Raw genomic sequence first — 20049 nt, 5'->3', positions numbered from 1 at the left:
GCCCGCCTCGTGACCGCGCATGTCTGAATCGAACCCCACCTCCAACACCGAAGCCAACCCTCTGACCGGTGGCGAAGCTGTGATCAGCGACAAAGTCCTCGCCGATCGGGCGATGCTGCAAAAAGCCCAAGCCGAAGGCAAAACGCTGGGCACCTACATCAAACTCTCGGGACCGGGATGGCTGCAATCTGCCATCACGCTCGGGGGCGGATCGCTCGCAGGATCGTTGTTCCTGGGAGTGATGGGGGGAACCAGCATGTTGTGGCTGCAACTCGTCGCAATCATCTTGGGCGTGGTGATGCTGTCCGCGATCAGTTACGTGACGCTTTCGACCGGTCGGCGACCGTTTGAAGCGATCAACAACGAGATCAACCCGGCGCTGGGTTGGGGATGGATCATCGCAACCGTGCTTGCCAACATGATCTTTTGCATGCCGCAGTTCAGTCTTTGCTACGACGCTCTGGACAAAAACCTGTTGACGCTCGGTGGCGGCGAGGGACTGGGCGATTCTCGTTCGGCCCGCTGGATTGTGACCATGGTGCTGTTTTTTGCCGCGGGCTTCATCGTCCTGCTGAACACCAAGCAGGGGCGGGCGGCCAAGGTCTTCGACATCTTTCTGAAGACGTTGATCGGGATGGTCGTGATCTGCTTCTTCGGCGTCGCGATTTTGCTGCTGGCCAAAGGACAACTCGACTTTGCCAGCATTTTCGCCGGCTTGGTCCCTGACCTGACTCAGTTTGTTCGCCCGGCAGGTGACCTTCGTGAAACGGTCGCGAACCTTTCACCGGAAGGCAGTTCCTTTTGGACGCATCGTTTGATGGGAACTCAGCGAAGCGTGATGATCTCCGCCATCGCGACCGCCGTTGGGATCAACATGACCTTCCTGTTGCCGTACTCCATGTTGGCTCGTGGTTGGGACAAGACCTTCCGTGGATTGGCTCGTTTTGACCTTTCAACCGGCATGGCGATTCCCTTTGTCTTGGTCACCAGCTGCGTCGTGATCGCGTCGGCATCGTCGTTTCACAACAAAATCGATGAACAATTGGCATCCACTGACCTGCAAGTGATGCAGCAGTCTCCGCTGTACGAAAAAGTGAAGGGCGACTTGATCGCTCGCGTGGACGCGGGGTTGGGTGCGGAAGCGGCAGCGACCGCTGAAGTCGCCAAACTACAAATGGTCGCGGAACTTCCGGAAGAAGAAAAGCGACTCGCCGCAGCCTTGGTCAAACGCAACGCGTTTGAGCTTTCTCAGACACTCGCACCGCTGTTGGGGGACGAATCCGCCAAATTGATCTTCGGTCTGGGCGTGTTCGGAATGGGGTTCTCAACGATCATCATCCTGATGTTGATCAACGGTTACGCGATTCGCGAAATGTTTGGCCGTCCGAACAGTCAAACGATCTTCATCATCGGCGTGTTGATCGCAGGTGCGTCCGGGGCGAGTTGGGTGGAACTGTGGACGGACCCGGACAAGAAGTTCTGGTTGGCGATTCTGGCCAGCACGTTCGCGGTGATGTTGTTGCCGATCGCGTATTTCACGTTCTTCTTGATGATGAACAGCCGCGAAATATTGGGTGACGATCGACCCACTGGCGGTCACCGGTTGGCTTGGAACGTGTTCATGGGATTGGCTGTGATCGGAGCGACCGCAGCAGCTGGCGTTGCCGTGTACGAAAAGTACATGGCCCAGGATCCTTTGTCCTTCCGGATTGTCGCAACGATCTGGGTGGCGTACGCGATTGCGGTGGTGTTGGGATTTGTGTTGAAAAAGAAGTCTCCCCAAACCGCCTGAGCTGCACGCGAACCTGCATCCACGTGCGATTTCCATCCACGTGGGGCCCAGGCACACTGGCTTTCATGACCGCGTCCGAAGAACATCTCGGGTGTTCGCGAGACGCGGTGGGAAGAGTCGCGTTTGACGGTCGAGCGTGAGCGACTGCCTCTGGAATCACATCTTGTTCGCGTCGACGCTACAAGATAGCCAGGGGGTTGCGTTTCGCTTCGAGCGTTCCACGAGTCACACCGACGCGATTTTCGGCGGACAGTGATCGCCAAACTTCTTGTCCTGGAATCTCGCCGAGCAGCAATTGCCGGTACAGACGCAGGATCGATTCGGCTTCCTGTGCGTTTTCGCTGAGCAGTTCAACACGGAACGAGCCGACGCCACACGCGACCATGTTGCCAACGATCTCGGCACCGCTTTGAGGCGTCGCGTTGAAGAGCGTGTTGCGGCAGGCGATGTCGGCTTGGAGAACGTGCAGTTTGCCGACCCGGTCACGCAGTTGGACCACGTGTCGATCGCAGGGACGCCCACAGTTGGTTTTGTTGGTTCCGGGGGACAGCACGCTGCAGAACACACAGTGCTCCATGTGGAACATGGGCATGTGTTGATGCAGAACCAATTCCAACCATTCCGCGGGCATCGAACTGACCAGTTGATCGAGTTGGTCGGCATTCAGATCGTAAGATGCTGTGACGCGCTCGACGCCTTGCTCGATCAGCCATTCTGCTGAACGATGATTGGCAACGTTGAGTGAGAAGTCGGCGATGGTTGGCAGGCCGGCTTCGACGCCCAATCGAACGGCGGCCAAGTTTCGTGCCAGCAGTCCTGCCGGGCCCTGTTTGAGGACTTGCTTGAGAAGTCCCATTTCGCCGGGCTTTTGGATCCGAAGCGAGGCGATCCAAATCGACGCGTTGTGTTCGGCCCCCAGAGCAATCGCAGCTTTGTGCTCGCGGGGATCGTGGAAGTCAGCGTAGATCCGTTCGGCGGAGGCTGCGATCGCGCCTCGGACTTGATCCAGCGTTCGGCAGAGCACCGACAATTGCGGCGGTGCCTGAGGAACGGTGGGTTGGTCGTCTGAAACCGACACTTCGTTCTTGATGGGGGTCACCAGTGCTCGTCCGGCCGACAAGCGAACGGAACGACGAGGCGCCGCGTGAAATTGATCTTCGAGCTTTTCGACCAATTCCCGGCGGAGCTGGTTGAGAACGCCAAGTGGCACCATCGGGCCACCGCTCAGGTCGCTGGTCAGACGTGCCAGGTGAAAGGGGGTTCCACCCAGCCGGCCCAGTTTGTCTGCCAAGACTTCTTCGGTGATCGGATGTTTGTTCGCGACGGCCAGGTCGTCTTCGCCGACAATGTTTTCGGTCGTGGCGTGTTCGCCGCTGCCGAGAGTCGCGGTGACTTCAACCGGGCGGCCCACATGGGCCACGACGTGCAGATGGATCGGACGTGTGCGACGTGGCTTGCCACCAAACGTGGCCGCCAAGCGTTTGTTCAGCTGCGGGTCATCGTTCTTGAAGACCGTCGCCCCCATCTCGATTCGCGAAAAGTCGAGTTCGCCTCGTCCGAATCCAATCCAAACAGTTTGATTGGCTTCCACCTTGGAGAGCTTCTCGGTCCCTGCTTGCGATTCGGATTGTTTCCGCTGGCGGGCTTGGTCCCACGGATTTTCTGCGGGTTGCTGGTCAGTCTGTGAGTTCTCTTGTCGGCCCGGATCGGGTTTGGATTCGTTGTCCAAACGCAGCGAATAGATGCGGCCGCCTTGGTGATTGTCGGCGAAACCGCTATCGAAGGCTTTGGTGCTGTTGGGATCCACGGCAGATTCCATTGCCAGTCCATCGCCCAGGGCGATTCCTGTTTGAATATCCACCAAGATCGAATCACGCCCAATGGCTCGGACCTCGCCCAGCACGATGCCTTGTTTGGCCGAACGGATGCCGGGGACCAAGCGTTTGTGGTCGTTGCCTTCGAGCCACCCGGGAGTGAAGCCGCGAGAGAACGAGAGCTCCATTTCGTGTCGAGCGTCCTCGCCGAGGTTCACAACGCCTTCGGAGATGGCTTGGTCGATCGCGCGACGGTAGTGGCCGGTGATGTTGGCGACGTATTCGGGGGTCTTCAGCCGACCTTCAATCTTCAAACTGTTGACACCCGCTGCGACCATGTCTGGGATCGCGGCGTAACCCGCCAAATCTTGCGGGCTGAGCAAGTAGCGAACGTCGCCCAGTTCTTGATCGATTCCGTCGCAGACCAAATCGTAGGGCAACCGGCAGGCTTGTGCGCATTGGCCGCGGTTGGCGCTGCGTCCGCCGAGCGATTCGCTGGTCAAGCACTGGCCGCTGTAGGCGACACAAAGTGCCCCATGAATGAAGGCCTCGATTGGCATGTCTGTTTTCGAACGGATCTGCTTGATTTCCTCGATCGACAATTCCCGCGCGACGACGACGCGAGAAAGATCCAGCGATCGGGCCGCTTCGATGGTCTCCGAGCTGGTCAGGCTCATTTGTGTGGAGGCGTGAATCTCCAGTTCAGGACAAATGGCGCGGACAATTCGGGCGACACCGAAGTCTTGAACGAGGACCGCATCGACCCCGGCACTGGCGATTGCGTCGACGACCTCGACCAAATCATTCAATTCGTCGGGAAAGACCAGCGTGTTGAGCGTCACGTAACCACGCACACCGCGGAGATGCAGTTGGCCCATCAACGAGGAAAGGTCGTTGACACCAAAGTTGGCCGCCCGGTGTCGGGCGTTGAAACCGCGATCGAGACCGAAGTAGACGGCGTCGGCTCCATTTTCGATGGCGGCGTGGACACAGTCCCAATTGCCGGCAGGGGCCAGCAATTCAGGGGCGGAGACGTTGGATGACAAAGCGGATTCGAGCATGGGTGAGAGTGTAACCGACGGCAACCAGATCCAGAACGAATACATGGTAGCTCGCCAGGTTGGCGTGAGTCGGGCATTCGAAGCGGAAGGCAGCCACGACCAGAACGGCAACGCGAAAGCAGAATGGCAACGCGAAAGCGGGCAGCACCCAAAGCCACCCTGCTCAGCAGAGCGTGCTAGGGGCCTTTTTTGGGGGAGGCTTTGCGGGGGAGCGGGGGAGGCAGCAGCGGGCGTTTGAAAAACACCCTGGGGGGAAACGAAAAAGCCCCGGTCGCGGGAGACCGGGGCTTTCTGGGTCGTTCATTGTGGGATTCGATGGGTGCATTTCGCCTCGAATGTGGGCGGCGGGCACTTCGATCGTTCGAACTATTCGCGAGGGCGGATGGCGCCAGTCAAACCGCTGTAGTCAACGCGGTCGGTGGTGTGCCACAGGGGCTGGCCCAATTCGACACGGCGACGAAGCACTTCGATTTTCTCTTGACTGCCGGCAGGTGCATCCGTTGAGGAGAACATTTCGTCTTCGTTAGGCACGAAATCTTCATCGTGGCCGTAACGCAAGATTGCTTCGAACACGTTTTTGCAATGAGTCATACTATTCCGATTTTTCTTCCAAGGGTCGGGAGCGATCCGAGCGTCCACGACTCAGCTTTCAAACATTCGCCTTCAACCAAGTCCATTCGTCGAAAGCATTTCACACGAAGGGATTATTCGTGTTTGTGAGCGTTGGTCAAGAAAATTCTGGAGGGGGCTTGCTCTTCCCTGCCATTCCGGCGTCACCCACAACGGTCACTCACGACCTTGTCAAACACGGTGAGTTTGCCGGTCAGGAATCCATCGACTTGCAGTTGGAGGAATTTGAAAACCGTCAAGGGGGAGATGCCCAACCTAGTTTCTCGGTGAAGGTTGCCAGAAGGCTCTTGACAGGGTTGCCACGCAACCGCCTTCTCCGTCAAGATTTTGTGACTGGAAGCCCTTCGACGCAGGAACCGTATAAACGTCACCACTCGATCGGGCTAGAAAAAAACTTCTGAAAAATTTCTCCTCGAACCCTCGGTACCTTCCTAAATGTCGTACTGGATCCAACGGGAATTGACATTGCCGGCCGCGCGACGCGGATTTCATTTGGTCACACGGCGGATTTTGGAGGCGGTTCCGGAGCTCGCGGAAGTTGAGGTGGGGCTGCTGCACGTGTTCATCCAGCACACCAGCGCTTCTCTGACGATCAATGAGAACGCGGATCCGGACGTTCGAGTCGACTTTGAAACCGCGATGAACCATGCGGTGCCTGAATCGCTGCCTTACGTCCACACCTTGGAAGGGCCCGATGACATGCCGGCGCACGTGAAAGCGTCGATGATGGGCAGCAGTGTCAGCGTCCCGATCCACAACGGGCGGCTGAACGTTGGAACTTGGCAGGGCATCTATCTGTGCGAACACCGCGACCGGGCTTCCTCGCGTCATTTAGTTCTGACATTGCAAGGCAAGCGGGCGGACACCTGAGTGCTGAGAGCTCGTGACTCAGGCGGTGAACACCAAGCGAGTCAGTGCGATTCCGTCGCGAATCTCTGCAATTCTTCCAGGGAAGCGAATTCCAGGGCGGAAATGTGTGTCGCTTCCAGATGGACCTTGGGGGCCATGCCCGCGTCGAAGGCTTCTTTCCAGCGAGCGGCGCACAGGCACCAGCGATCGCCCGGTTGGAGGCCGGGAAATTGATAGACCGGCATCGGTGTGCTGAGATCGTTCCCCCGCGAGCGACTGAATTCGAGGAAGTCAGCGGTCATCTCCGCGCAAACCACGTGCAAACCGACGTCTTGGCCGCCCGTGTTGCAGCAACCGTCTCGATAGAATCCGGTCATCGGATCCGTGTTGCAGGTTTCCAATTCGGTCCCCAGGACATTTTTCGCGCCGGAAGTGTTGGGTGAGGGCATGTCGCGGGTCCGTCGGAAGGGAGTGGGAACGAGAGCGTCCGGAACGGAAGCAACGTGATGCGTCCGAACGCAATCGTGCCCCTGAAGCAGCAATCAATCAAGGGTCGAGCAACCCGATTCGAGCCGGAAACACTCTGGCACCCCGGTTGTGTTCCCCTTTTTGCAGGCCACAGCCAATTGGGGGAACCTTAGCGGTTGGGCGAATTGATCAGCGGCGGAGGGTGGGTTCAGACAAGGTGGTCCGGATTGGCAAGCGGTTCCGATTGCACCGCTCCTAGCAGTCGATCCCATTCTTCGCAGATTCCGGAACGAGTTGGCCACCATTTGAGGGATTGAGACGTGGAAAGGAGTCCACCTCGGTCGATTCGACTTGCGGAAGGAAAGCCAAACCGAGGGATCGGTCCGGTCTACCAACTTCTCTCAATTCAGGTCCACCGTATTGAACATTCGGCTGGGGTGTTGGGCGGCACTGTTCGTCCCACTGATTGAGATCGACATGACATTCCGTAACTGCCTCCCAGCAATTTGGGCCGGCATCTACTGGTCCTACTTGACTGTCATTTCGATCTTGGTCGGTCGCCTCCGTGGATGACTCGATTTCGGCTAGGGCAGTTGCAATGAAGCACATTAGCGCACGCAGAAGGAGTCAGCGATGAAATTCAACGTCTTGCGAGCTGTCGCAGCCACCCTTTCCATGGGTGTTTGCACAATCGCCTCGGCACAGTACGGGCCTGGTCAATACGGCGGACAACCCTACGCTGGTCCAACCAGCCAACTGGGAGTCCCACAGACACAAGCGGTTCAAACGTTTGGCGGCGGAAACTACCAGGCACCCAACTCAGGCGGCTATCAAGCGCCTGCGAAGTGGAACAACTTCGGCAACCAAAGCAATGGCCCGCAATTGTTCCAGCCCGCATCGTCGGGTGGGTACGACAACCAAATGCCATCGCCTGAATCCATCCCCACGCCTGCTCCTTCTTACGGCGAGCAATTGGCGGCTCCGATGCAGCAGCACATCGCTCCTGCTCAGCCCGCTCCGACATACTCGGCACCAGCCCCTTCGGCGAGCGTGCAGCACCAGCATTCGGCGGCTCCCGTCGAGCACTACGGCGCACCTGCCCAGTACAACAGTGCTCCTGCCGGTGACTGCCAAAGCTGTGCTCAACCGAGCCCCTACATGCAAGCCGCTTCGCAACCATGGGAAGGTGCCTCTTACGCAGCACAATCCTGTGGCATGCCATCGGCCGCTCCCGCTCGGGGGCCCTTGTTCCCATGGTTCGGTTCGTTTGACCTGTTGTTCTTCAACATGGACACCAACGGCAAAGACCGAAACATCGTGTCGCGTTACGACACCGGAATGCCAACGCGACCCTACTTGCCTTTGATGGGCATCGGATCGATTGAGCCAGACAGCTCGTTGGGCTACAGCCTCAGCTTCGGTCGCTACCTCGGATGTGGCCAGTACGGTCTGGGGATGACGTACTTCAATTGGGATCCTGATTCCGAGATGTACAACTCGCCGGTCTACACGCCGGAAGATTCGATTGCAGACGGCGGTGGCGGTGGTGCTCTGCGTGCCTCAGGAATGCCTCAGTACAATGGCGCCCAAATGGCGTACAACTACGACAACGGCGGCGGTGTTTACAACGCCCTGAACGGTGGCGGAGCGTACACCGTTTATGACATCATCGATGGCCGTGCGGGGCAAAGTGCTTTGGATGGTGGCGATCTGAACGCCGCTCCTGGTGGAGCTGGTACCAGTTCCCATGCTGAAGCGACTCAGTTCCGTGCTCGTCGCGACGTCGACGTTCAAGGCTTGGAAGTCAACCTGTTCAGCTTTGGTCTGATGGGTGCTCAACGTGCTTCGGCCGCTTCTTGCGGAACGGGCATGGGCATGGGTCACAAACTGAAGAGCTTCATGGGCTTTGGTGGCTACGGCGGAGTCGGCGGTTACGGTGGAGCCAGCTACGGTGGCTACGGCAGCTGCAACACCGGGGCTTGCCCACCTCAACAATGTGGCCCGATGCACGGTTACGGTGGAGCCGGTGGCCCCTTGGTTCGTCCTTGCAACGGCAAAGTTCAAGTCGTGACCAGCCACGGACTTCGTTGGTTCCAGTTCAAAGACAGCGTCGATTACGCCTTCGATGTTGATGGACGAGCCGGCTACACGATGAATGACATCTACGACACGACCTCGACCGAGAACGATTTGTTCGGCTACCAGTTCGGCAGCCAACTGATCTATTGCTTGGGCAGCCGCGTCAACTTGAACGTGGGTGGCAAGTTCGGTGTCTACGGAAACCAAGCTGAGTTCCGTCATCGTTTGGGAACCCAAGACACCGCCGCTGAATTGGCTGCAATGCCCGGCGAAATGATCAACTACGAGACCAGCGACACCGTGTTGTCGACTCTCGGCGAAATTGATCTGGGCCTTGGTGTTCGCGTCAGCAACGCCTGGACGGTCCGCGGTGGCTACCGTGTCCTGGGTGCCTCCGGTTTGGCAATCGCCGACAACTACTCACGGGATTACAGCTCGGTCGCCTCGGCCAGTGCCCTGCACGCCGACAGCAGCCTGCTGCTTCACGGAGCTTACGTAGGTGCCAACTTCAACTGGTAGTTGTCAGCGGCCATGTCCGGTGGCCGGTTGACGACAGTTCAGTGAACCGCTTGACGCCCTCGAATCATTTGATTCGGGGGCGTTTTTGCGTTTCTGACTTCGGTGTGAAAAAGAGCGAACTATACTTGCGGGGCCCTTTTCAGCTTTTTCGCTCGGGATTCGGTCCTGGAATCCTCCTCCGCTTCTCTCGCATTCCCGCCGGACGACCCAACACGTGACCAAGGTTCTCTTGACGGCTTTCGAGCCCTACGACCGCTGGCCGGACAACTCGAGCTGGATGAGTCTGATGGAGCTGACACATTGGTACGACGGCCCCGTTGAGCTGGTCACGCGGCGATACCCGGTGAATTTGCTGACCATGAGCGAGCGGCTGCGAGCCGATTTGCAGGCGGGCTATGACCTGGCGATTCATTGCGGCCAGGCTCCTGGATCGACCCAAATGCGATTGGAGAACGTGGGCCTGAATCTCCGCACCGATGGCACCGAGATCCTACCCGACGCTCCTGCGGCCTACCGGACTGGTTTGCCACTGTCGGCAGCCGCCCAAAAAATTCGAGATGCAGGGATTCCTGCCGCGGTGTCGCATCATGCGGGTACATATTTGTGCAATGCCGCGTTGTACCTGAGTCACCACTATTCAGCGGCATTCGGCCTGCAAACTCAGTCTCTGTTCGTGCATTTGCCGCTGGCCCCCTCTCAGGTCGCACGTGAAAATTCGGAATCGCCCAGCATGAGTGTGCCGATGACCAGCGCCGCGCTCGCGATTTTGATTCAAAGTCTGGTTGCATCGACCCACTGAGCAGAATCCGGTCTGGAACGGCCGCTCGGGCCCGAGCGGGCGATGACGATTGCGGGGGTCAGCGACTATGATGGGTGTCTTTGTCGCCCTCCTTCTTCCATCACCGTTCTGCACCATCACCATGAACAGCTCGCGAAAATTGTCTTTCCTGTGGTTCGTGTCGCTCTGCTGCCTTGCCATGGCCTCGGTCGCCCCCGTGTCCGCCGACGATGAGAAGAAGGCCGACGCGAAGGAAAAAGCCGTGGCAGCCGAACCGGCCGCCGAGGTGAAGCCGCCCGCCAAGGCCGACCAGCCAGCTCCGAAAAAAGTGGCTGAAACGAAGGCCGACGCCACGCAAGAAGTGCCCAAGAAGGCGGAGGAAAAACCCGTCGTCAAATCGATCTTCCCCGACAAGGCTCTCGAACAGGCCGTCCGCGCGGAAGTCTTCGCCAAACGACACAATGACGAACCGATCACGGCCGCAGACGTTGCCAAGATCTCGCGTGTGGTTGGCAGCGGCAAAGGCATCGCATCGCTGGAGGGTTTGCAGCACTGCAAGTCATTGATGTTGATCGATCTGGCCGACAATGAGATCGAAGACTTGACTCCGATCTCCGGTCTCAAACGCTTGCAATCCGTCACCCTGGCGGGCAACAAAATCAGCAGCCTCGATCCGATCGCGGAATTGGTCGCGATGCAATTGCTCGATGTTTCTGGCAACCAACTGACCAGCTTGGATCCGCTGGTGAAGATGTCCAATCTGCGGACTCTGTATTTGGCCGACAATCAACTGACCAGCCTGGATCCTTTGGCGGGCTTGACCAAAATTTGGTCGCTGGATGTGGCCGGGAATCAACTCAGCAGTTTGGATCCCCTTTCGAAGCTCAGTTGGTTGACGACCCTTGAGATTTCGGACAACCAAATCACGTCCCTTCAACCGCTGACGGCGCTCCATGATCTGGACATGCTGATCGCTCCCGGCAATCCGCTGGCCAACCTGAAACCTCTGGTCGAAATGTGTCGAGCGGACCTGGAAGGTGATCGCCGTTTCGCTCCTTACTTGAACGTTTACTTTTCTCCCACACAATTGAATCACGCGGATTGGTCCGAGGACCTGGCTGAACTGCGAACTCTCGGCGTGCGTTTGCACGAGTATGAGCGGAAGCAGAAGGGAGCCAAGTCGAATCCATGAGTGCTCCGACTCCCGAGGAATTCATTCAGCGAGCGATGGCGGTCGGAATTGCTGACCGCCGTTCGGTCGACCGTGCGCTGGCGGACTTAGGTTCAGAGGAACGCGGACTCAGCGACGTGATTGAGCTGCTGCAGCGACATGGGATTTTGACCACGTTGCAGTGCGAGAAGCTGACCCGAGGCGACAAAGGTGGTTACTTCTACGGGGAGTACATCGTCCAGTACCTGATCGGTGCTGGTACGTTCGCTCGGGTGTACCGCGCTCAAAAGGGCGAGGAAGTTTTCGCCGTCAAAGTCCTCCGCAAGCGGTTCCGCGACGAACCGAAGGAAATGGAGCAATTCCTTCGCGAAGGTCGCATGGGGTTGAAGCTCAAACACCCCAACATCGTTCGCATCTTGGATGTGGTTCCGGACGTGAGAAATCCGTTCTTGGTGATGGAGTTTGTCGAAGGGCAAACGCTTCGCGAGTTGGTTCGGATTCGCAAACAACTCCCGGTTGAACTGGCGTTGAAACTCACGATGGAAATCTCCGCCGGTCTGGCACACGCGGCGGGGCTCGGGATTTCGCACCGTGACTTGAAGCTGTCCAACGTGCTGATTTCATCGGCCGGGACGGCGAAGCTGGTCGACTTCGGCTTGGCCGCCTTGGCCGATCGCAACAACCCCGAACAAGTGGCCGATTGCCCCAACGCACGTGCGATCGATTACGCCGCGTTGGAACGAGGCACCAACGTTCGCAAGGACGATCCACGCAGTGACGTCTTCTTCACTGGCAACATGCTGTATCACATGATCGCGGGCGAGCCGGCACTGACGGAAACCCGTGACCGTTTGGCGCGGCTGAACGTGTCGCGATTTCAAGAAATCAAGCCGATCTCGGAACACGTTCCCGACTGTCCCGGGATCGTCAGTCAGCTGCTGATGAAGATCCTCGCCTACGATCCTGAGAAACGCATTCAATCAGCCGCGGCGATGCGGATTGAAGTCGAACGGGTGCTTGAAACTCTAAAGAAGGGACCAACGGAACGGAAAGTCCACGACACCACCGGAACCGTCAACGCGGCCGATGTTGGTGATGACCAAGTGGTCACCAACGAGGGCGAGGGCTACGTCGTGATGTTGGTGGAATCAAAAGCCAACCTGCAAAACGCGGTTCGCGAGCGGTTGAAGGCACGTGGGTATCGCGTGTTGATCATCGCCGATCCGAAGCGTGCTTTGGCTCGATTTGAGGATGACATTGAGAATCCGGCGGATTGTGTGATCTTTGGTGCAGCCGAACTTGGCAACGACGCCTTGGAGGCCTACAACCAATTTGTCACGGACGAAAAGACGGCCGAAATCCCGGCGATCTTGCTCGTCGATCAACGCCAAGGACACATCATCAGCCGCGCCAAACGCGGCCCCAATCGCGTGCTGCTGCCCTTGCCGCTGCGAGTCAAGCAACTTCGAGTTGCGCTGATGCAGTTGCTGGCCAACATCGAAAAGCGGACCCCGGGAATGTTTTGAGCTGTCCTTTCAGTCCTCTCTTTCACAACACGCGATAGATGGATTGAACCACGACATGCAACTCACCGGATTGACGGTTATCGGCGGCGGCCAAATGGCTCGGGCTCTCGTGGGCGGAATGCTCGCAAGTGGATGCCTGAAAGCAAGCGAACTGACGGTCGTTCACCAAACCAAAGCGACTGGCGATTGGTGGTTGTCAAAGTATCCCGGGTGCACGACCAGCACCGACACTGTCGAAGCGGTTTCGGACGCCAGCACCGTGATGCTGGCCGTCAAACCGCACATCATCGCGGAGGTGTTGGCGGTCAAAGATGCGGACGGCAAATCAGCGGATTGGTCAGGACGCTTGATCGTCTCCATCGCGGCCGGAATCGGGTTGGATCAATTGACCCAAGGGGTCGGTCACGATCGCGTCGTCCGCGTGATGCCGAACACCCCCAGCCTCGTTGGGGAAGGGGCCAGCGGCTACTGCGTCAGTTCGGGCGTGAGCGATGACGATGTGAAATTGATCGAAACGATGTTGGGCAGCGTCGGAATTGCCGCGCTGGTCACGGAACCTCAGATGAACGCGGTCACCGGAGTCAGTGGCTCCGGCCCCGCCTACGTGTTTCTGATCATCGAGGCACTTGCGGATGGCGGCGTCGCCGCTGGATTGCCGCGTGCCACGGCGTTGAAATTGGCAACGCAAACGGTCTTGGGGGCCGCCAAAATGGTTCGTGAGACGGGCGAGCACCCCGGCGTTCTGAAGGACAACGTTTGCAGTCCTGGTGGAACAACCATTGCCGCGATGAGCGTCCTGGAACAGAATGCAGTTCGTGGAGCAATGATTCAAGCCGTGCAGGCGTCGGCCAATCGCAGTCGCGAGTTGGCTTAGCCGGTTTGTCATCGCTGAGTTTTCAGGACCGGAAGTCTTCCAGACGGTCGATCCACCTCATTTTTAGAAACGAAAGTCGGCGAGACTTTCAATCGACGATTTCACTTTCACACTTTCCATAGGGACGCCGCGATGGTTTCGCCGATCGTCAAAGTCGACGACAAGCACTTGCCTCTGTACCGAGTCGTTTGGGTTGCAGATCTGCCACACTTTTGTGGCGAAGAAGATTGCCAACGCGAAGGCTATTACGAGATCCGGTTGGACGTCGAAGATTCGATATGGACGAGCTCAGCGGAGCGTGATGAGGTGCTGGAAGCCCTGAACCGTTGGTGCGGCGATCCGCGTGAGGACTCCGACGAGCGGCCGTTCTAAGCAACGCGGCCGTTCTAAGCAACGTGGCCGATCGGCGTGGTGGCCGGTCGGCGTGATCTCAGCCGCCGGCTTCGCGAGCACGATCTTTTTCACGATCTTTTTCGCGAACTTCCTCGATGTCATTCTCTCGCGGTTTGTCGTTGACGGCTTGGCCGATCGCTTTGGCCAACCGTCCCAGCATGGCGAAATAGATGAACGTTCCCGCCGTGCCAGTGAAAATGCACACCGCCGCGGCGGCGATCGGGGACATCAGACTGGCCGAGACAAAGATCAGAAAGGCAGCGAAGAAGATCAAGGCGGCCGAAAGATAGAAGCCGCCCCAAGCTTCCTCGCACCGAGTCACACTGCGTCCGACCTCAGGCGAAAACGGAACAAACATGTTCTGCATGTCCAACATCGACAGCAGAACGAATGGGAACAGCAGAAACACCGACAACATGGTCACACAGACGGTTGCCAACGTTTGACCGAACGCCAATGTCCCGATCATCCATCCCGGGCCGCCCGTCAGTCCCACCGCAGCAAAACAGAACAACGTGGGGGCCAGCCACTCCAGCGGTTCGAGCGTCAGCGGCCATTCCGAAACTTCGTCTTCGTCGTTGCTGACTGATTGCAGGATGGTGAATCCACAGGCCAAAACCAACGCCCCGTAAACGATTCCGGCTGGGAACAAAAACTTCAACGCCGCATCGAAACCAGTGGCGATGGCGATGGCGGCGATGGCAGACCCGATCGTGGACAGAATCAGCCAGTGAACGGTCACGCTCAGTTGACCAAAGATTCCAAAGATGGATTTGGCCCAATCGGAAATCTTGGGGACATCCAAGTCGGGTGCCGGCGCCTCTTCTTCCGTGCGCGCGGCCTGATCCAACAGCTCTTGAGCGGATTTGCGGAACGGATCGGCGGGCCGATCACTTTGGGTCACTGTGGATTCGTTGAACTGGAAGGACTGAGCCCGATCCATGTCAATCACGACCTTCTTCTTCCTGCGCGGGGCCGGCGGCACCTTGATCGTCTTGTGGCAATCGTGGCAACGAATCTGCTTGCCCGCTTGGGCTGCGGTGACATTCATCATCGTTGCGCAGACCGGGCATCGGACCCGGTACTGCTCTTCGTACTCGACGTTGTGAGCGACCGGTTTGTCCGACGACGGCGGTTTGGGCTTGCTGGCAGCAGCGGCCAAGGCGGCGGCTTGTTCAAACAACGGATCGACGGTTGGATCCTTGGAACCAGGAGCAGCAGGTTCGGCGGCCCCTGGGAACGACTGGACCGATTCCTCCATCGCGTCGAAGTTGAAGGGGTCGTCGGGATCGTCAAAGGCATCGGCAGGTTTTGACGCGGCGACCGGAGCGGAGCCCTCCGAGAGATCTTGAATGTTGTCGAACCCAAACGGGTCGGCATCCTCCGAATCTGCGTCGGAGTCGACCGGAGGCAGGTCCATGCCAAACATGTCGCCCTCCGCGGCGGAAGCTGGGGGCTCGTCGGCTGCCGCGTTGGACTTGGTTGCCGGGCCCGTCGCAGCGGGCTGGGGCGGAGGCGACCGAGAGATCTTGGTCGGCGAGATGTTCGCGTCCTGCGGTTTGACCGCAGGTTTCACTGGCGGGTCGCTCAGCACCAACCAATCGTCGTCATCATTGGTGGTGCTGGCAGAAACCCCTGGGACCAAGAACGTTTCTCGGCAATGCGGGCAAACCACGCGTGTCCCCCCGGCGTCGTCGCTGACCGCGACGGCCACGAGACATCGCGGGCATTGCACCGATTGAGTCATCGAGGATCAGTCCTCCATCACTTCCGCTTCGCGAGCTTTGGCGGATTCATTGACACTGTTTTCAGCCTTCTTGGTCAACTCTTGCACCTGATCCTTGGTCTTGTCGCGATCGTCTTCCGTCATTTCCTTGTCTTTTTCAGCTGTTTCAGCAGCCTTGTTCGCATCGCGACGGATATTGCGGATCGAGACCTTGGCTTCCTCTGCCAATTCCTTGATTCTCGCCACCATTTTTTTGCGGACTTCGCCCGACAACGGGGGGACGTTCAAGCGAATGACGCGTCCGTCGTTTTGAGGGTTCAGCCCCAGGTCACCGGCAACCAGTGCCTTTTCGATGTCTTTGATGGTCGTGGCGTCGTACGGGCGAATCAAGATTTGTTGTGGTTCGGGGGTCCCGATGCTGGCCAATTGCTTCAGTGGCGTCAACGATCCGTAGACTTCGACTTTGATCGAATCGACCAAGCCTGGGTTGGCTCGTCCGGTACGAATCCCCGACAAATTGTGTTGCAGCACCGAAACGGCTTTGTCCATTCGCTCTTCGGCGTCCATCAATATCTCGTCGCTCGTCATCATGTCATCCTGGGGGATTGAGGAGGGGAAAGGCTGATTGCACTCAACGTTGGTTGGTTTGCGTATCCTGTGGGTCACCGATCCAGGTTCCCACGGATTCACCGCGGACGGCACGAACAATGTTGCCGTCCTGCTTGAAATTAAACACCAAGATCGGCTTGCGATGTTCGTTGCACAGCGCAATTGCGGTGGCATCCATCACTCGCAGCTTCTTTTGGATCACTTCGTTGTAGCTGAGTTGCTCGTACAAAACCGCATGGGGGTTCTTTTCTGGGTCGTCGCTGTAGACACCGTCGACGCGGGTCGCTTTGAGAATCACGTCCGCTTCGATCTCCAGAGCACGCTGAGCGGCGGCCGTGTCAGTCGTCACAAAGGGGCTTCCGATTCCTCCGGAAAGGATGACCACGCGGCCTTTTTCGAGGTGCCGGATAGCGCGACGACGAATGAATTGTTCGGCGACCCGATCGACGGGCAACGCGCTCATGACGCGCGTTTGCAATCCAATTGAATCCAGAGCGTCTTGCAAGGCGAGGGAATTGATCACCGTCGCCAGCATGCCCATGTAGTGCGCCGTGGCTTCTTGGACGCAGGCGTTGGCACCGGAGAACGATGCCCCGCGAAGGATATTGCCGCCGCCGTTGACGATCGCGATTTGGCAACCCGATTCGTGAGCGGATTTGATCTGCCGGGCAATCGCCAACAGTTCGTTCTCGCTGATCCCCCGTTTGCCAGATTCGGCCAGGCTTTCGCCACTGAGTTTCAAAATCACGCGGCGATAACGTAAATCGCCGTCGGGTTGACTTGATGGGGCAATGTCGGGCATCTCGGCGTCAGGTCGTGTCAGAGGAAGCAAACGGAAAAGGCGAAATCAGCGCGGCGGTTCACACATTTTGCGAGCTGATCCCGCTGCCAAAACGGTAACGATTTCCAAGGGATTGCGAAACCAGACTCGAATCACTCCGTTTTGTTTCTCCAACAGGAACCTTTGCTACAGACAGCCCCCTTCGATGGGGATCAAAATCGTTTTTCGGCCGCCTTCCGTCGGTTTTTGACCTAGGGTTGGTGTGAGAGGTCTCTCGAAAACGTGTGCAAGACACGCCCGTTACCCGTGTGAGGATCCCAATTGATGCCGCTCCCAACGCCGACAAATGTTAGCCAACCACCGCCCGTGACAGTGATTCCGCCGCGTCGGGTCCGTTCCGCTTTTGCGTCGAACGCGAACCGCCAAGATGCTCGTTCTTCCGAACAAGTGGTCCGGCAGGATCGCCGTCGCGACCGGGAGTCATCCGCTGGTTCGTTCTCTGGCGAACGTCGTCAGTTTGGTAGCTCGCACGCGGATCTCTCCGCCGATGGCCGAGAATTGGCCGCCGCGATCGACAAGTACAAAATGACTCACCATCGTCGGTACATCACTTGCGATGAAATGCTGGTGGTGATGCGGGAGTTGGGCTATAGCAAGTCGTAGCTCGCCAGAACGCTCGCTGGAACCGGCCCGTTTCCAAGCGTCGCCGCCTCGTCCGCCTGCAGCGTCCTTTCCGCCGGGCGACGGTCGTGCAGCTGCCCCCGGCCGATCTGCCCTTGGAGTTCTTTCGCCCCAAGGCAGGTTCCAGCAGCCATTCAGAATGACGATGCTCGAAACAGCAGGTGCGGAACAATTCGCGAGCCCAGATTTCTTGCAAAATGCCGCCCCTCCCTGTTTCTGGCAGTGCCACCCCACTTCAGTGCGGTGGTAAAATTCAAGTGGTGTGCCCTCGGACTGAAATCGCACCTCAAGAGTTCGATTCACCAAGACCCACTTTTCTTTTCGATTCACCCTGCAATTCTGCAACGGTGCACTTTCCCGGTTAGGAGCCGTCCGTATGAAGCCTCGAGTCCTCTTCTTTCAAGCTTGTCTACTGACCCTGGGGTTGAGCCTCACGGCTCAAGCGCAGGAGAAACCAAACATCCTCGTCATCTGGGGCGACGATATCGGGACTGAAAACATCAGTCACTACAACCGTGGAATGATGGGCTACAAAACGCCCAACATCGATCGTGTTGCCAACGAAGGGATCTTCTTCACGGACTACTACGGTCAACAATCTTGCACTGCCGGACGCGCCGCGTTCATTGGCGGCAGCGTTCCCGTCCGTAGCGGAATGACCAAGGTTGGTTTGCCGGGCGCCAAAGAGGGCTGGCAAAAAAACGACGTCACCATGGCGACGGTCTTGAAAAGCCTGGGGTACACCACTGGCCAATTCGGCAAGAATCACCAAGGTGACCGAGACGAACACCTGCCGACGCAACATGGTTTTGATGAATTCGTTGGCAACCTGTATCACCTCAACGCCGAGGAAGAACCGGAAAACGAAGACTACCCCGCTGACATGAAGATGGCCGACGGCCGAACCTTCTTGCAAGCCTTTGGACCTCGTGGTGTGATCAAAGCCACCGCCGACGGGAAGATCGAAGACACCGGGCCGCTCACCAAGAAGCGGATGGAAACCATTGACGAAGAAACCATCGCGGCTGCGAAGGATTTCATCACCCGTCAACACAAAGCCGGCAAGCCCTTCTTCTGCTGGTGGAATGGCACCCGGATGCACTTCCGCACCCACGTCAAGAAAGAACATCGTCACAAAGGCAACGATGAATACACGGACGGCATGATCGAGCACGATCTGCAAGTCGGCGAATTGCTTGACCTGTTGGATGAACTCGGCATCGCCGACAACACCGTCGTTCAGTACTCAACGGACAACGGACCTCACTACAACACCTGGCCTGATGCCGGAACCACTCCGTTCCGCAGCGAAAAGAATTCCAACTGGGAAGGTGCGTATCGGGTTCCTTGTTACGTCCGCTGGCCTGGCAAGTTCAAAGCCGGCACCGTGCTGAACGGGATCGTTGCTCATGAAGATTGGTTGCCCACGTTTGCTGCCATCGGTGGTTCCACCGACATCAAGGCGCAATTGCTCAAAGGCGTCGAACTGAATGGGCGTTCTTACAAGAACCACATCGATGGTCACAATCAACTTGATTACCTGACCGGCAAGTCCGAAGAATCGCCTCGCCGAGAGTTCATGTACGTCAACGATGACGGTCAGATCGTTGCCATTCGTTACGACGACTGGAAAGCTGTGTTCCTCGAGAACCGAGGCATGGCGTTCGAAGTCTGGCGTGAACCTTTCGTTGAACTTCGCGTGCCGTTGTTGTTCAACCTCCGTCGCGATCCTTTCGAAAAGGCTCAGCACAACGCGACCACCTACAACGACTGGTTCTTGTCGCGAGTCTTCGTGCTGGCCCCAATGCAACAATTCGCTGGGAATTTCCTGAAAACGATGAAGGAATTCCCACCGAGCCAAACGCCTGGTTCGTTCAACCTGGAGAAGATTCAGAAGCAAATCGAAGGCAGCCTGGGCGGTCGCTAATCTGAGCTGACAGGGCTCTCTCAACGATTCTCATCAAGCGGCGAGCTATGCTCGTCGCTTTTTTTTTGCACTCCAGAGGAATCCTTTGTTCAATCCAGATCAAGGGATTCGGTTGGAGATAGAAACGAGTTCAGGCCCCAAAAGACCCCCGTCCCAATAGTGTTCGGCCCGACGTTTGCCGGTCGATGCTGAATTGCTAGCAACGACAATTTGGCTTGCCTTCGCTCGCTGGGCGAGAGTGTCTCGTTCGTGCTTCAAGGAGACTGGCGGGCAGTTGCGATGATGTGAAACTTTCAATGGTTTGCATCCGCCAGAGTCGAGATGCGTGAAACCGGATTGGCTCATGCGTCGATGTTGCTTTACTCCTGCGT

General features: G+C 57.7%; 16 protein-coding genes. 10 read left to right on the top strand and 6 right to left on the bottom strand.

Annotation, left to right across the window (positions count from 1 at the left end; all coding sequences use genetic code 11):
• The first annotated feature begins 19 nt into the window (after positions 1-19).
• Entirely contained in the window at positions 20-1792 is a 1773-nt protein-coding gene (locus PSR62_RS16770) for a divalent metal cation transporter (protein WP_274404157.1), read from the top strand.
• A 178-nt stretch (positions 1793-1970) separates the two neighbouring features.
• Here the strand turns inward: PSR62_RS16770 and PSR62_RS16765 are convergent, their stop codons facing one another.
• A complete protein-coding gene (locus tag PSR62_RS16765; protein ID WP_274404156.1) occupies positions 1971-4667 on the bottom strand; it encodes a U32 family peptidase in 2697 nt (898 codons plus the stop codon).
• Positions 4668-5033: 366 nt separating this feature from the next.
• Positions 5034-5258 carry a hypothetical protein gene (locus PSR62_RS16760; RefSeq protein WP_047815582.1) on the bottom strand — a complete coding sequence of 75 codons (225 nt, stop codon included), beginning with the start codon at positions 5256-5258 and terminating at the stop codon, positions 5034-5036.
• 474 nt (positions 5259-5732) lie between these two features.
• Between PSR62_RS16760 and PSR62_RS16755 the strand changes: the two genes are divergently transcribed.
• Positions 5733-6167: a secondary thiamine-phosphate synthase enzyme YjbQ gene (locus tag PSR62_RS16755; RefSeq protein ID WP_274404155.1), complete on the top strand. Its 435-nt coding sequence runs from the start codon at positions 5733-5735 to the stop codon at positions 6165-6167.
• A gap of 41 nt (positions 6168-6208) precedes the next feature.
• Here PSR62_RS16755 and PSR62_RS16750 read toward each other — a convergent pair whose 3' ends face one another.
• Positions 6209-6595 carry a DUF2237 family protein gene (locus PSR62_RS16750; RefSeq protein WP_274404154.1) on the bottom strand — a complete coding sequence of 129 codons (387 nt, stop codon included), beginning with the start codon at positions 6593-6595 and terminating at the stop codon, positions 6209-6211.
• Positions 6596-7247: 652 nt separating this feature from the next.
• On the opposite strand from PSR62_RS16750, the gene PSR62_RS16745 reads away from it, so the two are divergent.
• The 6 genes from PSR62_RS16745 (at position 7248) to PSR62_RS16720 (ending at position 13933) form a co-directional block, all read left to right on the top strand.
• Positions 7248-9212 (top strand): hypothetical protein, encoded by a 1965-nt coding sequence (locus PSR62_RS16745; RefSeq protein ID WP_274404153.1) that lies wholly within the window; start codon positions 7248-7250, stop codon positions 9210-9212.
• Positions 9213-9426: 214 nt separating this feature from the next.
• Positions 9427-10011 carry a pyroglutamyl-peptidase I gene (locus tag PSR62_RS16740; protein ID WP_274404152.1) on the top strand — a complete coding sequence of 195 codons (585 nt, stop codon included), beginning with the start codon at positions 9427-9429 and terminating at the stop codon, positions 10009-10011.
• Positions 10012-10132: 121 nt separating this feature from the next.
• Complete coding sequence (locus PSR62_RS16735; protein WP_274404151.1) at positions 10133-11182, top strand: leucine-rich repeat domain-containing protein; 1050 nt, start codon at positions 10133-10135, stop codon at positions 11180-11182.
• Complete coding sequence (locus PSR62_RS16730) at positions 11179-12687, top strand: protein kinase domain-containing protein (RefSeq protein ID WP_274404150.1); 1509 nt, start codon at positions 11179-11181, stop codon at positions 12685-12687. The genes PSR62_RS16735 and PSR62_RS16730 overlap by 4 nt, the downstream gene beginning before the upstream one ends.
• Positions 12688-12742: 55 nt before the next feature.
• Positions 12743-13561: a pyrroline-5-carboxylate reductase gene (gene proC / locus PSR62_RS16725; protein WP_274404149.1), complete on the top strand. Its 819-nt coding sequence runs from the start codon at positions 12743-12745 to the stop codon at positions 13559-13561.
• Between the two features lie 132 nt (positions 13562-13693).
• Positions 13694-13933, top strand: coding sequence for a hypothetical protein (locus PSR62_RS16720; RefSeq protein ID WP_047815423.1), 240 nt, complete (start codon positions 13694-13696; stop codon positions 13931-13933).
• 58 nt (positions 13934-13991) lie between these two features.
• On the opposite strand, the gene PSR62_RS16715 is transcribed toward PSR62_RS16720, so the two are convergent.
• The 3 genes from PSR62_RS16715 to pyrH are packed head-to-tail and all read right to left on the bottom strand — an operon-like array spanning position 13992 to position 17091.
• On the bottom strand, positions 13992-15701 hold the full coding sequence (locus tag PSR62_RS16715; protein WP_274404148.1) for a hypothetical protein: 1710 nt from the start codon (positions 15699-15701) through the stop codon (positions 13992-13994).
• A 6-nt stretch (positions 15702-15707) separates the two neighbouring features.
• Positions 15708-16268: a ribosome recycling factor gene (gene frr, locus PSR62_RS16710; RefSeq protein WP_274408244.1), complete on the bottom strand. Its 561-nt coding sequence runs from the start codon at positions 16266-16268 to the stop codon at positions 15708-15710.
• Between the two features lie 43 nt (positions 16269-16311).
• Positions 16312-17091 carry a UMP kinase gene (gene pyrH / locus PSR62_RS16705; protein ID WP_274404147.1) on the bottom strand — a complete coding sequence of 260 codons (780 nt, stop codon included), beginning with the start codon at positions 17089-17091 and terminating at the stop codon, positions 16312-16314.
• Between the two features lie 303 nt (positions 17092-17394).
• On the opposite strand from pyrH, the gene PSR62_RS16700 reads away from it, so the two are divergent.
• Together PSR62_RS16700 and PSR62_RS16695 are read left to right on the top strand one after the other, a co-directional pair.
• Positions 17395-17733 (top strand): hypothetical protein, encoded by a 339-nt coding sequence (locus PSR62_RS16700; protein WP_274404146.1) that lies wholly within the window; start codon positions 17395-17397, stop codon positions 17731-17733.
• A 394-nt stretch (positions 17734-18127) separates the two neighbouring features.
• Positions 18128-19678 carry an arylsulfatase gene (locus PSR62_RS16695; protein ID WP_274404145.1) on the top strand — a complete coding sequence of 517 codons (1551 nt, stop codon included), beginning with the start codon at positions 18128-18130 and terminating at the stop codon, positions 19676-19678.
• The last annotated feature ends 371 nt before the right edge of the window (positions 19679-20049 follow it).

Origin of the sequence: Rhodopirellula sp. P2, assembly GCF_028768465.1 — a bacterium.
GTDB lineage: Bacteria > Planctomycetota > Planctomycetia > Pirellulales > Pirellulaceae > Rhodopirellula.
The sequence above is the reverse complement of the archived record's forward strand: the minus strand, read 5'-3'. Positions and strand labels throughout refer to the sequence as shown.